Origin of the sequence: Chryseobacterium gilvum, from assembly GCF_025628965.1 — a bacterium.
Taxonomy (GTDB): domain Bacteria; phylum Bacteroidota; class Bacteroidia; order Flavobacteriales; family Weeksellaceae; genus Chryseobacterium; species Chryseobacterium gilvum.
On sequence record NZ_JAOTEN010000001.1, the window covers coordinates 914,437 to 926,362 of the forward strand.

14 protein-coding genes are annotated in these 11,926 nt (G+C 35.2%); 4 read left to right on the forward strand and 10 right to left on the reverse strand.

All coding sequences use genetic code 11. The features are described from left to right. Nucleotides 1-9 precede the first annotated feature (9 nt). Nucleotides 10-618 carry a SanA/YdcF family protein gene (locus N0B16_RS04230; protein WP_438265266.1) on the forward strand — a complete coding sequence of 203 codons (609 nt, stop codon included), beginning with the start codon at nucleotides 10-12 and terminating at the stop codon, nucleotides 616-618. Here the strand turns inward: N0B16_RS04230 and tamL are convergent. Continuing rightward, on the reverse strand, nucleotides 615-3,215 hold the full coding sequence (gene tamL, locus N0B16_RS04235; RefSeq protein WP_262989482.1) for a translocation and assembly module lipoprotein TamL: 2,601 nt from the start codon (nucleotides 3,213-3,215) through the stop codon (nucleotides 615-617). The genes N0B16_RS04230 and tamL overlap by 4 nt on opposite strands. Here tamL and N0B16_RS04240 point away from each other — a divergent pair. Beyond that, on the forward strand, nucleotides 3,201-3,926 hold the full coding sequence (locus N0B16_RS04240; protein ID WP_262989483.1) for a TrmH family RNA methyltransferase: 726 nt from the start codon (nucleotides 3,201-3,203) through the stop codon (nucleotides 3,924-3,926). The two genes, tamL and N0B16_RS04240, sit on opposite strands and share 15 nt — an antisense overlap. Nucleotides 3,927-3,987: 61 nt before the next feature. On the opposite strand, the gene N0B16_RS04245 is transcribed toward N0B16_RS04240, so the two are convergent. From N0B16_RS04245 to porQ, 5 genes are all read right to left on the reverse strand, one after another. Further along, complete coding sequence (locus N0B16_RS04245; RefSeq protein WP_262989484.1) at nucleotides 3,988-4,485, reverse strand: phosphoribosyl-ATP pyrophosphatase; 498 nt, start codon at nucleotides 4,483-4,485, stop codon at nucleotides 3,988-3,990. Nucleotides 4,486-4,488: 3 nt separating this feature from the next. After that, the gene (locus N0B16_RS04250) at nucleotides 4,489-4,797 is read right to left on the reverse strand and encodes a phage holin family protein (protein ID WP_262989485.1); all 309 of its coding nucleotides are present in this window, start codon (nucleotides 4,795-4,797) and stop codon (nucleotides 4,489-4,491) included. A gap of 73 nt (nucleotides 4,798-4,870) precedes the next feature. Beyond that, nucleotides 4,871-5,242 (reverse strand): YtxH domain-containing protein, encoded by a 372-nt coding sequence (locus tag N0B16_RS04255; protein WP_262989486.1) that lies wholly within the window; start codon nucleotides 5,240-5,242, stop codon nucleotides 4,871-4,873. A 91-nt stretch (nucleotides 5,243-5,333) separates the two neighbouring features. Further along, nucleotides 5,334-6,008, reverse strand: coding sequence for a (d)CMP kinase (gene cmk / locus N0B16_RS04260; protein WP_262989487.1), 675 nt, complete (start codon nucleotides 6,006-6,008; stop codon nucleotides 5,334-5,336). 69 nt (nucleotides 6,009-6,077) lie between these two features. After that, complete coding sequence (gene porQ, locus N0B16_RS04265) at nucleotides 6,078-7,070, reverse strand: type IX secretion system protein PorQ (RefSeq protein ID WP_262989488.1); 993 nt, start codon at nucleotides 7,068-7,070, stop codon at nucleotides 6,078-6,080. Between the two features lie 165 nt (nucleotides 7,071-7,235). Here porQ and pyrH point away from each other — a divergent pair, with 165 nt between their 5' ends. Together pyrH and frr are read left to right on the forward strand one after the other, a co-directional pair. Beyond that, entirely contained in the window at nucleotides 7,236-7,943 is a 708-nt protein-coding gene (gene pyrH, locus N0B16_RS04270; protein WP_262989489.1) for a UMP kinase, read from the forward strand. Between the two features lie 89 nt (nucleotides 7,944-8,032). Beyond that, entirely contained in the window at nucleotides 8,033-8,587 is a 555-nt protein-coding gene (frr, locus tag N0B16_RS04275; RefSeq protein ID WP_262989490.1) for a ribosome recycling factor, read from the forward strand. 51 nt (nucleotides 8,588-8,638) lie between these two features. Here the strand turns inward: frr and N0B16_RS04280 are convergent, their stop codons facing one another. The 4 genes from N0B16_RS04280 to lolA1 form a co-directional block, all read right to left on the reverse strand. Continuing rightward, a complete protein-coding gene (locus N0B16_RS04280) occupies nucleotides 8,639-9,280 on the reverse strand; it encodes a hypothetical protein (protein WP_262989491.1) in 642 nt (213 codons plus the stop codon). Between the two features lie 17 nt (nucleotides 9,281-9,297). Further along, nucleotides 9,298-9,633, reverse strand: a complete 336-nt coding sequence (locus tag N0B16_RS04285; RefSeq protein ID WP_262989492.1) for a hypothetical protein — start codon at nucleotides 9,631-9,633, stop codon at nucleotides 9,298-9,300. 96 nt (nucleotides 9,634-9,729) lie between these two features. Then, on the reverse strand, nucleotides 9,730-11,184 hold the full coding sequence (locus tag N0B16_RS04290) for an LptF/LptG family permease (protein ID WP_262989493.1): 1,455 nt from the start codon (nucleotides 11,182-11,184) through the stop codon (nucleotides 9,730-9,732). A gap of 67 nt (nucleotides 11,185-11,251) precedes the next feature. Continuing rightward, on the reverse strand, nucleotides 11,252-11,899 hold the full coding sequence (gene lolA1, locus N0B16_RS04295; protein ID WP_262989494.1) for an outer membrane lipoprotein periplasmic chaperone LolA1: 648 nt from the start codon (nucleotides 11,897-11,899) through the stop codon (nucleotides 11,252-11,254). Nucleotides 11,900-11,926 lie beyond the last annotated feature (27 nt).

Genomic DNA, 11,926 nt, shown 5'->3' on the forward strand with positions numbered 1-11,926 from the left:
TTGAAAATAATAAGAAATATAGGCAGGCTTTTTTTTGCGTCAATAGAAATTGGCGTTCTACTGATATGCCTTTCTAATATTTGGGTTTTCAGCCTTACGAATGGAAGAACGTACACAAAAATTTCAAAAATACCACCGCGCGAGGTTGCTCTTGTTTTAGGAACTTCACCCAGAATGCAGTCCGGGGTTTCCAACCCTTATTTTACCAAAAGAATGGACGCAACCGCGTTGCTGTATCATCATGGCAAAATCAAAAAAATAATTGTGAGCGGCGAAAAGAGCAAAGGCTACAATGAGCCCGCTGCCATGAAAAATTATCTGGTTTATCAGGAAGGTGTCCCGGAAGATATTATCATAGAAGATCCGAAAGGATTTAATACCTATACAAGTATTCTGCGCTGCAAGGATGTTTATAAGAAAAAGAATGTGATTATCGTTTCACAGGGTTTCCATAACTTGCGTGCTTTATTTTTTGCCCGAAATAATACAATGAATGCACTGGGTTTTGATGCGCAGGATGTTTCAAAACCAGAAAGCTACTACAGAAACCAATCCAGAGAAATACTGGCGAGAGTTGTTGCCGTACTTTACTTTATGCTGGGAATTTCTCCTGATTAAAAAGGATACCCGAAAGCAATGTTCAACGTAGGTTTAAGCGGTTTGATGTGATTAAATCTCCATCGGTCTCCTTCCGGTTTATTGGGATCATAAATTTTATAGGCAAAGTCTAATCTTAACGTGATGTAAGCGACATTCACTCTTAATCCAAAACCGCTACCGATACCGACCTGTCGCAGAAACTGGCTGAATTTAAACTGATCATTAAACCCATTGTCTTTCAGGCTCCAGATATTTCCGATATCAGTAAAAATCGCTCCTTCATACATTTCACTGAAGGGAAGTCTGTACTCAATATTGGTCGTAAGTTTTACATTTCCCATTACATACGTTCTCACCCGTTCGTCGATCTGAGAATCTGCAGGTCCTAAACCTCCGAAAGCGATCCATGCACGGATATCATTGGAACCTCCGTTAAAATAAGATCTTGCAAAAGGCATAGTGGAAGAATTTCCGTACGGAATCCCCAATCCTATAAACTGACGGAGCGCTAAAGTCTGGTTTCCGTTAAATTTAAAATATTTTCTGACATCAAAATCAAACTTGACAAACTGCGCATACGGAATCCCAAAAATTGTTCGCTGCGGATTGGTAAGAACGCCTATATTTTCATCTCTTTTTTGGTTAAATGCACTTAATATATTCCCTGCAACTTCTATTTTTCCGTTAAAGTAGAAAGGATTTTCGTAGTCTTTTTTACCAATTTCGTTATATACAAAATTATAGATCATGGAAGAGATGATAACATCCTGAGTCTGCCGGTCTTTATTGATCAATGATTGCGTAAAACTGTTCAGATTGTTTAATTCTTCGGGAGTTAGCGTGTTTCTGTAATTCTGATCATTGATGATAATGGCGGAAACCTGATCATTTGAAAGCTGTCCGGTAAGGTTTAATTGCTGCACTGCAGGATTAAAATCAAAATAATCTGAGAATACCTGATCTCTGATGATCCCGTCGTTGATAAAATAATCGTAATAACTTTCCTTGTTTTTTGTTAAACTGAGCTGGGTATTAAAAAGGGTAAGTCTGTGCGAAACCTGGTCATTCACATTTGCAAAATAATTAAGACCCGTATTGAAATTGACTCTTCCCAAACCGATATTATTCTGTATAGAAGCTCCCAAAACAATCGATGAAGTAGGAGTGTACCTTTTTGGAATGAGCTTATAATAATTAAATGGCAACAGCAGTCGCGGAAAGCTTAATGAAGCCTGTGCAGATATTTCATACGCCAGAATTCTTTTATCTAAATTTTTAGGGTTTCTGATAGACCCGAAAGTTCCAGATAAACTGGTCGATAAGTTTTCTGCACCGTGAAAAATATTTCTGGTCGTAAGATCAATCGAGGGAGATACTCCTAAGTTCAGCAACTGAGAATAATTAATATCAGTACCTACTTTTACTTCATACTTCGGAAGTGGCTTCAGGATATATAAAACATCTACAATACTGTCGTTTGGTGCAATTCCTCCGCCTTGCCGTAAAGAATCTTTGGCTTTGAGAATGCTGAAATTGTTCATCGCCAGAATATTTCTTTTGGTAAGGTCTAATTTTTTCTGATCATACACTGATTTATTGTCTTCAATAATAGCTCTCCAAAGCGCATTTGATTTATACTGTTTTTCATGGACTTTGTGAAAACGTATTCTCCTGAGACTGTCTGTTTTGGTTTTTTTAGGAAAATCTGATGCCTGGTCAACAATGGCAACATCAATATTTCCGATGGTGGCCACTTTGTAAGGGCTGTCTACAGAATCTTTATGAATCTCCAGCGTTACGGGAACCTGTTTCCGGTCTTTCAATGAATCTGCAACAAAATATACTTCATCATTGGCATTGTTGAACCGGTAATACCCGTTTTCACGCATTAATTCGTTAATTCTTGCAACTTCTTTTTCCAAAGCAGTCTGATCAAGTATTTGCTTGGAACGAACAAATGTTTCGTGGATTTTTTGTTGATATAATCCTTTTATCCCCGGATCCGGAATATTATAGTAGTAATCTTTTATAAAAGTGGGCGTATTGTGAGTAATAAAATAGGTCACAGCCGCTTTTTTGGCAGTGGAATCAAGGTCATGATTAAATTTTACCTCTCCGTCCCAGAAACCACGGTACGTCAGTCTTTTTTTAATGGACAATGCTCCTTTTTCAGTTCGTGTCTGATCCAGGATTACCGGCGGAGTTCCCCAACTGTGAAACAACCTGTCCATAAAAAGGCTTTTTCCGACGCTGCTTTTCATATCATATTTAATAAAAAGCGAATCTCTGAGCTTCTGATTTCTCATTTCACTCGGGTAGGTCATATATTCATTAAGAACAGTGTCATATTTAGGATCTGCAGCATTATAAAACCAGAGACTTAAAGGCATGAAAAGAAGCTGCTTTTTATTGGGCTTCTGTTGGGCATATGTTTTCAGCTCTTCATCAAAAAATTGTTTTTTATCTTCAAACTTAAAATTGTTTTTGGTAAGAAGATATTCTCCGTCAGGAACTTTTTTTGTGGTACTGCACGCATAAAGGAAACCGACACATGTTGCAAATGATAGAATTTTATAATATTTTTGAGGAGAATTCTTAAAATGCTTACAGCTCATACAATAAAAATTTTACAGTCTTTAGATAAAAAGAAGTTCAGGCAAAAATACAATTTGTTTTTGGTTGAAGGGAATAAAATACTCCGTGAACTTCCCAATTCTAACTATAAAATTAAAGAAATATTTTCTACAGATCCTGAAAAAATACATTTTCCGGATGTTCCAGTAACTCTGATCTCTGAAAATGAATTAAAAAGAATCAGTTTTTTACAACATCCGAAAGATTCTTTAGCAGTATGTCATCTCCCGGAAGCGAAAAATTTACAAGATAAAAACCTGCAATTGGTTTTAGACGGAATCCAGGATCCGGGTAATTTGGGAACGATGATCCGATTGGCAGACTGGTTCGGAATTGAGCAGATCATTTGCAGCGAAGATACCGTAGATGCTTATAATCCGAAAGTAATTCAGGCAAGTATGGGCTCTTTTTTAAGAGTAAATATCATATACACCGATTTGTGCCGATATCTCTCTGAAACCGAAAACACCAATGTGGGAACGGATATGGAAGGAGAAAATATTTATAGTTTTAAAAAACCAGGAAAGATGAATCTCATCTTAGGAAATGAAGGAAACGGAATTCGCCCGGAAACCGAAAATTTACTTCATCAAAAAATAAGTATCCCCAGATTTGGAAAATCACAATCTACAGAGAGCCTGAATGTTTCAATGGCAGCGGGAATTATTTTAGGGCAGCTGTTTTCAAAATAAAATATAAAATCAGCAACTGAATAAGCGATAATGTCAACTTCAGCTGCTGATTTTAGGCAATTTATATCAATTGTTCCATACTGGAAACGCTTTTTGTTTTTTGATAATTTTCAAGTTTTTTACGCACAAACTTTAATGCATAAGGGGCAAGATAGATTAATGCTGCACCTATTAATTTCTTTTTCCAGCTTGAGCTGGTCAGATTTTTTTTGGCATAATTGGCAATTAAAGCAGTAACAGCCAGTTTTATCATATTGTCTAAAGCGCCGCCTGATAAAGCTGAACTGGCTAATCCCATTGCAGCATTTTTACTGATAAACATATCTTTAACTTCAGAAGTAAGCTGTTTTGCAATCACATCTTTTCTAAGAACGGTAGTTTCTTCGCCGTCTTCATCTACTTTTTCCTGAAGATATTGATCAGAAAGGCCATTGGTAAATGCACTAAGGCTTTCTTTTGTATTTTTAAAGGTCAGAAGAGATTCCAATTCTTTAATTTCGCTTTTTAAAAGATTTTTCTTTCTTTTCAGCTCTGCAAGACTGTCGTATTTTCTACCCATGGCTTAGTGATTTAAAAATTCTATTACTTTATCTGCAATCATATTTATAATACGTTTTTTGAAAACCATAATGATAATCATAATGAGCAAATAAAATCCGGCAACGATCAGGAAACCATATGAAGTCTCTCCTAAAGCCTTGCCGATATAGAATGCTACTCCAAAATTAAATAAAATAATAAAAAAAGCAAAAGCAACAAGCGATACGATAAGATAAGTAACAACACCAGCTGAAATAGAAGCTTTCTCTGTTGCTTCGATCTTAAGCAGGTCTATCCTTTTGGATGCGTATTCTTTTATAGTTTCTATCATCGTTTTTTTTTAAAGTTACAAAAAAAGGAACTTTAATGGTCAAAGTTCCTTCTATATATAATAAAATAAAATATTATTTTAAGTCATTCAGGTCTGATCCTTTTAGATCGTTCAAGCCTGATTCTACATCTTTTACAATGTCATTGGTTTTTGATACAATCTGATCTTTGTATTTATCATAACCATCTTTTACGGTATGTACTACAGAGCTCGCAGTTTCTTTGAAAGTTGAAGATATGTTTCCGTACTGATCTTTTACTTTTTCAGACACTTCACCATATTTGTTTTTCGCCTCTTCTTTCAGATCGTTGGCTTTTGTCTTAATTTTTTTTCTTGTTTCTTTTCCTTCTTCAGGAGCATAAAGCATTCCTAAAATAACCCCTGCTGCAGCACCTGCTAAAAGACCTGCCAAAATACCCGCTGTATTGTTTTCTTTTCTAGACATTTTCGTTTTTTTTAATAGTTAGTATTACTAGATTTATAAGATAGATATTACAATTAATATACCAAACGAAGACATCAAAACTTAAAAAATGTTAAAAGTTTTTAACATAAGATAGAATCATTTCTATCGTTTCTTTCTTTGTAAGATCAGTGTTATTAATCACCGTAGCATCATCAGCTTTACGAAGCGGAGCAATTTCTCTTTCGCTGTCAATACGGTCTCTTGCAATAAGATTATCTTTTACTTGCTGTAAATCTGCTTCAATTCCAAGGCTTATAAGTTCATGATACCTTCTTTTTGATCTTTCATCAATACTTGCTGTAAGAAAAAATTTAAAATCTGCATTAGGCAAAACGACTGTTCCTATATCTCTTCCATCCATAATGATTCCGCCTTTTTCAGCCAGATTTCGCTGTGATTCCAAAAGAAAATCTCTCACTTCCTTTTGTTTGGCTATAAGACTTACATTTTCCGAAACTTCGTTGGTGCGTATTTCTTTCGAGATGTTGATATGATTAAGATAAAGAACCAATTCGCTTTCAACATTTTTAAATTCAAGTTCGATCATAGAAAATGATGAAAAAAGCAGTTGCAAATCGATATTATCATGATCGTCTAAACAGTTTTGTAAGGCAAACCATGTGATGCCGCGATATAGAGCGCCGGTATCCAAATGAACGATTCCTAATTTTTGTGCGATAATTTTTGATATGGAACTTTTTCCGGTAGAAGAATATCCGTCTATAGCAATCACTGGTTTTTTCATAACGCAAATTTCTTTAAATTTTCTGAAAACCAAAAATCAAAATCATTCGTTTCAGTTGATTTACAAATATCACTCACCTCTGTGACTGCTGAGATCTACAGAAATACCTATTTGATTTACATTTGAAGAGTTATGATACCTTACATGAGCATAATCTATACGGAATTTGGAAATTTTCAGGCCAAAACCTGCAGAAATCCCTGAGAAATTTCTTTGATCGGTTACAGCCAGCTCACTTCCTCTTTTTGCATTATAGCCTAATCTTATATTAAAGCTTTTTTCCGGGAAAAGTTCTGCACCGATAGAAAAATGGTCTGCAATTTTTCTTCCAATATTCACTTCCTGACCATCCAGGTTATATTCTGAAGAAATATCGAGTTTCTGCAAATCATGCGCAGTAATCGTAACAGCAAGAGGAAAAGAGTTTAAAATTTTAGTATAACCCAGGTCTATTCTGAAAGGAAGGTTTTCTCTTACGCCGTTAAATGATTTGAACTGATAGCCAAAATTTCTGAAAACGAGAGAAGCGACTTCTTTATTTTTCTTATTATGATACGTGATTCCGGCATTTCCCGATAACGCGGAAGAAGTATAGGTGTCAATTTTTGATGTGATAAAGTTGATTCCTCCACCAATGGTCCAGTCTTCTTCAAACTGAAAAGCATAACCGCCTCCGACGGCAACGTCTGAAGCAGAAAATTCTCCCATTTCAAAACCACTTTCATCTGTTCTCGGAATATTTCCATAGTTCATATATCGTGCATTCACAGTCACCATATGTCCGTTATCCAGATCTTTGGCAAAAGCAATGGTTCCATACTTGGAGTCTGCCAAATAAGCAGTGGCGTTTACAGACAGCTGCTTGTCGGAATCCTTGTTCAGCAAAGCAGGATTGGCAATTGCAAATGACACGTCATAATCTCGTATGGTAATCGCATCTCCTCCTAAAGCAGCCTGTCTTGCGGAAACCGGGATATTCAGAAATGGGTAAACATTTGTTCCGGTTTGTGCAAACGAAACAATTCCCGATAGAAATAATGAAAAAATTAGAACTTTCTTCAAATCAGTATTTAATTAATGCAAAAATAATCCTTTTTCGTACTTATCAAAATATTTCCCGCATTATTTACAATTAAATATTTTTCTTTTTTCAATATTTTTAATGATTATATTTGCAAAGTTATTTTTTAAGGAAAATAATTTTCAAAAACTGTTATAAATTTAAAGATGAAATATAAAAGAATCCTTCTTAAACTGAGTGGTGAAGCATTGATGGGGAACAGGCAATACGGTATCGATACCGAAAGACTGATAGAATATGCTCAGGAAATAAAAAAAGTCGTTGATCTGGGCTGTGAAATGGCTATTGTAATCGGAGGAGGAAATATTTTCCGCGGTGTGGCAGGAGCTGCAAAAGGAATGGACAGAGTGCAGGGTGATTATATGGGAATGCTTGCTACCGTAATCAACGGAATGGCGCTTCAGGGAGCTTTGGAAGATGCGGGAATCAGAACGAGGTTACAGTCTGCCATTGAGATGGATAAAGTGGCCGAACCTTTTATTAAAAGAAGAGCAGTAAGACATCTTGAAAAGGGTAGAGTGGTCATTTTCGGAGCCGGTACAGGAAACCCTTATTTTACTACGGATACTGCGGCAACGTTAAGAGCCATCGAAATTGATGCTGAAGTTATTCTAAAAGGAACACGGGTTGACGGAATCTACGACAGCGATCCTGAAAAGAATGCAAATGCAGTAAAATACAATTCCCTTTCTTTTGACGAAGTTTTTGAGAAAAATCTTAAAGTGATGGATATGACCGCTTTCACATTAAGCCATGAAAATAAATTGCCGATCATCGTTTTTGATATGAATAAAGACGGTAATTTGGTGAAAATCGTACAGGGAGAAAGTGTGGGTACTTTAGTCAATATTTAAAAACAAATATAAAAAGCCAATACAATTGCTATTATCAATTGCTTATTGTTTTTTAACAAATGTGTAACCTATCAAATTTTAAATACATAATGGAAGAATTAGATCTTATTGTAGAATCCGTACAACAGGATATGCAGGCTGCAATCAAACATTTAGAGCACGCGTTTCAGAAAATCAGAGCAGGACGGGCTTCTACATCAATGGTTCAGGATGTAATGGTAGAATATTACGGAGCTACGACGCCGATCAATCAGGTAGCGAATGTTTCTGTTTTGGATGCGATGACGATTTCTATCCAGCCTTGGGACAGAACGGCAATCGGAGCCATCGAAAAAGCAATTATCAATTCAAATCTAGGTTTTGCGCCTTCTAATAACGGTGAAAATATTATTCTGAACGTACCGCCGTTAACAGAAGAAAGAAGAAGGGATCTTGCAAAACAGGCAAAATCTGAAACCGAACAGACTAAAATTGTCGTAAGAAACGCAAGACAGGACGGAATCAAAGAATTAAAAAGGCTTGAAGGGGTTTCTGAAGATGCGATCAAAGGTGTTGAAGCCGATATTCAGGAGCTTACGGATAAGCATGTAAAGCTTTGTGATGATCTTCTTAAAGTAAAAGAAGCTGAAATTATGAAAGTATAATTTCAGATATTAAATATATAAAAGGGGTTTCACACGAAACCTCTTTTTTTATTATAAACATTTAATTTGTCCCTTTTTCGTTTTATTTTTCATCAGTAATTGAAAGGTTTTCTGCAATTCTGTGTCTGAACAGTTTTTGCTTTCAACAGCAGGAATATCTTCGGGTTTTGGATTTGACTCAGAACTCGAACGGATAGAATATTCTTTATTACAGCAAAATTCTAGTCTGCCATTAATGTAGTAATATCGATATTCTTTGATGTTATCTTTTGTTTCAGGCTTTTCCGGAGTGCCGCCATCAAAATTCCAGACCGTTTCCTGATTAAAAATAAAAAAAGGTTTATTATTACGGATAAAATAGTTTTCGACCGCTGAAAAATGGCTGTTTTCTCCATAAGAATGCTGTATTACTTTCAGATTGCCTCTTTCAGAATAAAAAACAACTGTTCCTATTCTTTCTTCACATTCATAATCAAAGCTTGAAGAATCGAGTTTTTTGGCTTCCATTAAAGTACGCAACAGGATATATTCTTCCTTAACATCTTCTTCAGAGCCGATTGTATCTGTAATGACATTACCTTTAGTTCTTACAGAAATTAAAGAATCTTTAGAATACGAATGTTCAGTTCTGCTGTTTTCTTTTTTGCACGAAAACACAAAAAATAAGCTGATGATTGCAATATTTATTTTCATGAAAACCCAATTGACTATTAAAATTTTGCCTCGAAACCTGTTTTTAAAGCTTTTTTCTCCGGTTCAGTTAAAGCGCGTTGATTGATTTCTTCCCATAGTCTGAAGGTTTCGTCTAAAGAATTAATTCCCAAAGCGTTTACTTTTGCTCCCCAAAGCAATATCGTAAAATCTTTTTTACTGTACATCGTATCCCCGAAACGGATGAGCGAAGTAGAATATTCCTTGTCAACCGCTTTCGAAAAATCTAGTTTTCCGCCGATGCTTTCTGTTTTGATATATGTTTTAATATCTTGTTTTTGTGCCTGGCAAAAAACACCTGCGAGAAGTAACATGATGAATATTAAATTTTTCATAGAGTTCTTTTAATAGAAATAAATATAGTGAAAAATCATTATAGAATTTAATCTTCTATTCCAAACACAAAAGATCCGGAATTTTTCCGGATCTTTTTATTGATATCTTTGATGTTCTTTACTTTTAGTAAACCTTTGTGTAATAGGTTTCAGGAATGCTTTATATTTTTCAGAGTCGAATAACTGAGAGTCGGTTAATGCTTTATATGTCATTAATACCCCAAACGGGAAAAGAATGATATTCGGAAGCCAAGCCGCGAGATAAGGATTCATTTTTCCAGACCAGGCTACGTTTTCAAACCCTACATTAATTACATAAAAAATAATAAAAATTACAATTGCGATAATCACCGGAACGCCCATTCCTCCTTTTCTGATAATGGATCCCAAACTCGCACCGATCATAAAGAAAATGATGCAGGTAAAAGAATACGATACTATTCTCTGCTGATAAATAACCACTTTACTGAAATACTTTACATTGGGATCAAGTTCGGTTTTCTTTGTTTCAAGACTGGTCTTTATGTTTTCTAAACGGTTGTAGGCATTGTAAATCATTTCCAGTCTTTTATTACTTTTTAAAGTGTCTATTTTAAACTGGGATTTTACCGGCGCTTTTATTTTGTTTTTATCCATATAAGAAATGACTGAGCTCGTTTGTGAGATCACATCATTCGTTATATTGGCAAACATTTTATTGTTTTCTTTTTTGGTCTTATTAATCGTTGCATTAAGTTCAGTGAAAGTCTGAAAGCGGTAATCGTCTGTAATGCGTTCCTGCTCAATGGCTTTATTGATGATTTCACTGATATCAAAATGCGAAATTAAAGTATCAAATTTAATCGCCTGATCGGGCTGTTTGGTACGGACATTATCAGATTTTCCGGCATAACTGTCTTCAAAAACATATCCGTTATACAAAACCAGCTGAAGGTAATTTTTGTTGGCAGGGGTTACGAATTTGCCTTTTTGTGCGACAATAGACTGCTGATTCTCAAATGTGCTTGCTTTTTTATGAATGAAAATTCCTTCGAGATTACGTCCTTCTTCCCCTTCAATTTTATCAAATTTTACCATATACCCGGGAATCTGATCAATAAACTGGCCCGGAGTAAAATTAAGCGCAGGTTTTGTCTGGGCGATGTTAAAAAGCATATTTTTTGCTTTTTTCTGAAAATCTGGAATGATATTATTGGAGAAAAAATAGAGGAGTATGGCTAAAACTGTAGTAACACCTAAAAGCGGCATCATAACTCTGGTCAAGGAAATTCCGGCAGCTTTCATGGCAGCAAGTTCGTACCGTTCTCCAAATTCGCCGAACGACATAATACTTGCCAATAATATCGTTAAAGGCAAAACCATACTTACCACACTTACTCCTAAATAAAAGAGGAGCTTCATGATCTGAACATAGCTCAGACCTTTACCCATAAACTGACCCAGCTGAATCCAGATGATGTTTACAATAAAAATGAAAAACAATACGCTGAATATAAATAAAAACGGACCAAAAAAGGTCTTAATAATATAGCGGTCTAATATTTTAAACATTTGCCAAAATTAATCAAAAAGCCACAAAGTTTCCTTTGTGACTTCAAAATTTATTATTTATTAAGAATTATAATTCTGTGATGACATAATTCTTGAATTTGTTCTTATCAAATACAAACATATTGGGATCCAGCTGCTGATTTTCTTTGTATTCTTTAATTGAAATAACAGCAATATCCTTATTGGTTCCGTGCTGTTCCAGTTTCAGCATCTGCTTTTTTGCAGAATCTACGAAAATATAGATATTTTTTAATCCATTCGACTTTACAGGCGTTAATGTGATAAAATCTGCACTCACTCCATCTACCGTTTTTTTACCGCTGTATGCTACATTATAGTCATTTCTGTAAGAAGTCAAATAATTGATTGGGGAAAACATAGTGCTGTTTGCGTTAGGTTTAGCAACAGTTACTTCCATATCTTCCGTATTGATATTGTAGATTTTGCTTCCGTCAAATACCTGTTGGGTTTCCATGATTTTTAGCTTATATTTATCTCCTGCTGCGTAATAGATTCCGGGTTCTGTCTTGCTTACCGTTCCTTTAACGCCGCTACCGAAAGAAAATTTAAAATAAGTGTTTTTCTTGGATTTGTAATTGGCCGTTACTTCATCAAGTATTTTTTTAGCTTTGGCATCAATTTTCTGAGCCTGTGCAAAGGTTATACTTCCTACTACAAAACTTCCTAAAAGTATTTTTGAAATCAGTTTCTTCATTTTTTTCTAAATTAATATATCAATTAG

Coding starts and splice junctions, on each gene's coding strand:
- N0B16_RS04240 (WP_262989483.1), top strand. CDS start 3,201: ATGCTTACAGCTCATACAATAAAAATTTTACAGTCTTTAGATAAAAAG.
- tamL (WP_262989482.1), bottom strand. CDS start 3,215: ATGAGCTGTAAGCATTTTAAGAATTCTCCTCAAAAATATTATAAAATT.
- N0B16_RS04245 (WP_262989484.1), bottom strand. CDS start 4,485: ATGGGTAGAAAATACGACAGTCTTGCAGAGCTGAAAAGAAAGAAAAAT.
- N0B16_RS04250 (WP_262989485.1), bottom strand. CDS start 4,797: ATGATAGAAACTATAAAAGAATACGCATCCAAAAGGATAGACCTGCTT.
- N0B16_RS04255 (WP_262989486.1), bottom strand. CDS start 5,242: ATGTCTAGAAAAGAAAACAATACAGCGGGTATTTTGGCAGGTCTTTTA.
- cmk (WP_262989487.1), bottom strand. CDS start 6,008: ATGAAAAAACCAGTGATTGCTATAGACGGATATTCTTCTACCGGAAAA.
- pyrH (WP_262989489.1), top strand. CDS start 7,236: ATGAAATATAAAAGAATCCTTCTTAAACTGAGTGGTGAAGCATTGATG.
- frr (WP_262989490.1), top strand. CDS start 8,033: ATGGAAGAATTAGATCTTATTGTAGAATCCGTACAACAGGATATGCAG.
- N0B16_RS04280 (WP_262989491.1), bottom strand. CDS start 9,280: ATGAAAATAAATATTGCAATCATCAGCTTATTTTTTGTGTTTTCGTGC.
- N0B16_RS04285 (WP_262989492.1), bottom strand. CDS start 9,633: ATGAAAAATTTAATATTCATCATGTTACTTCTCGCAGGTGTTTTTTGC.
- N0B16_RS04290 (WP_262989493.1), bottom strand. CDS start 11,184: ATGTTTAAAATATTAGACCGCTATATTATTAAGACCTTTTTTGGTCCG.
- lolA1 (WP_262989494.1), bottom strand. CDS start 11,899: ATGAAGAAACTGATTTCAAAAATACTTTTAGGAAGTTTTGTAGTAGGA.